The sequence below is a fragment of the Ruegeria sp. CDSA079 genome (assembly GCF_059612245.1).
This window is the reverse complement of the sequence record NZ_JBXWQF010000056.1, coordinates 1-1,691: the sequence shown is the minus strand read 5'-3', so window position 1 is coordinate 1,691 and position 1,691 is coordinate 1. Positions and strand designations below refer to the sequence as shown.

The 1,691-nt window shown below is 59.6% G+C and carries 2 protein-coding genes; both read left to right on the top strand.

Translation table 11 applies throughout. The features are described from left to right. Window positions 1-204 (top strand): hypothetical protein (locus tag AC2FJZ_RS22315; RefSeq protein ID WP_496780418.1); only part of this gene is annotated, 204 nt, incomplete at its 5' end. A gap of 39 nt (window positions 205-243) precedes the next feature. Continuing rightward, complete coding sequence (locus AC2FJZ_RS22310; protein ID WP_496780416.1) at window positions 244-1,548, top strand: DUF6538 domain-containing protein; 1,305 nt, start codon at window positions 244-246, stop codon at window positions 1,546-1,548. The last annotated feature ends 143 nt before the right edge of the window (window positions 1,549-1,691 follow it).

Below are 1,691 nucleotides of genomic sequence, written 5' to 3'. Positions count from 1 at the left end.
GGAGGTCCGACGATGACTGAGCTGGTGTTAAACCCCGGTGACGTCGTGGTGATCCGGGCCTTCGATGACGTGCCTGAGCATCTGTTCCGCGTGGAGGAGGTGTTCGAAGACTGCGTGACCGGCCATGCCGTCACTGGCCCTCTGGCTGGTTCCTACGGCGAACCGGCCCTCGAGATGATCGTGCGACTCGTCTCTAGCGCCTAACGGCAATCCCAAAAAATCAACACTGAAAGGAGGAGACTCATGTCTGCTCACATTCGCTATGCCTATCTGAAAGGTCACACGTGGCTCTACAGACGCAACTATCCCGTTGACGTGGCTCTCGCGCTGGGCGCTCAGGCGCTGAAGCAGAGCCTCAAGACCAGTGACCGAAACACCGCCCGCGTCCGAGCCGCTGAAGTCAATGCGCGCTTCGAGACGCTGGTGGAGCAGGTTCGATCGCAGGCAGAAGAAGCTCTGTCTGCCCCTGAGAGCACCGCTGACGTTCCTGATTGGGGGGATCAACCGGAGTCGTCTCTTGTCCGTCTCCGGGCCACTCTGGAGGACTCTGGATGCAATCTGGAGCAGTCTAAGTTCATAAGACCATCAGCACCGGTAAAGGTACCGGTTCGTGACCTGAGCCGCGCCTATCTCTCCCGGCGTAGTAACGAACTGCGACCCAGCGGGTTCAAATCGGTCCGATACTCCGTCGAGTTGTTCACGAGCCGATATGGTGACCAGTCAGTGTGCAGTCTGACGCGGGCGGAGGGGCGAGAGTTCCTGACGGCAATAGCCCAACTGTCCCCAATGATCGGCAAGTCGGAAAGAACCCGAGGGCTGACCCTGGACCAACTTGTCGCGTACTCGTCTCGTGGGTCGGTGACTATTACGGCCAGAACCCAGCGACGTATCTGGTCGCAAGTCAATCAATTCCTCGACTGGGTGATCTACGAGGGGCATCTGGAGGTTAACCCCTTCCGGACTGTTCCCTTCGATCGGAAGGTGCGCCCTCAACCCTATGCCGTCCCGACTGACGATGAAGTGGTGGGATTTCTGGGAGCTCGTGACCCTGAACTTCATACCGTGCTGCTGACCTGCCTGTTGACAGGGATGCGAGCGGGGGAAGCGGTCGGGCTGCTCCGGGAAGACCTCGTGGCCAAGGGCAACCTCGGCTGCTTCGTTCATGTTCGACCTAACCGACTGCGGCTGTTGAAGACTGACGCCGCTGAACGACTGGTTCCGGTTCACCCGGTGCTAGACGACACGTTCCGTCAGTTACCCGCATCCGGTCCTCCGTTCCCTGACCTGACCGTGGCCCATGTCACCAAGGGATTTGCACGACTAAGACGGCGGTTGGGTTTGGAGCGACCGGGACTGGTGTTTCATTCGACCCGCAAGTGGTTTGTGACCCAGTGCGAGCGAACAGGTGTTCCGGAGCACTTCACCGCGTCTCTGGTCGGTCATCAATCGGCACGGTCGGAGAACGGGATCACCTACGGCATCTACTCGGCAGGCATCAGTGACGAGCAGCGCCGGTCTATCGTCGATAAAATAGGACTCCCGGCATGACGTTCCCGGACATTGATGCGTTCGAGGAGCGGGCTGCTATCGCCGAATACGATGGTGGTTGCACCCATAAGGCAGCGGAAGATCTGGCTGCTCGGGCTCAGGGGTTCCGGGACGCTGAAGCCTACTGGCAATGGCTGGCTGAC

Excerpts from the sequence above, each read along its gene's own strand:
- AC2FJZ_RS22310 (WP_496780416.1), top strand. The coding sequence starts at position 244 with ATGTCTGCTCACATTCGCTATGCCTATCTGAAAGGTCACACGTGGCTC.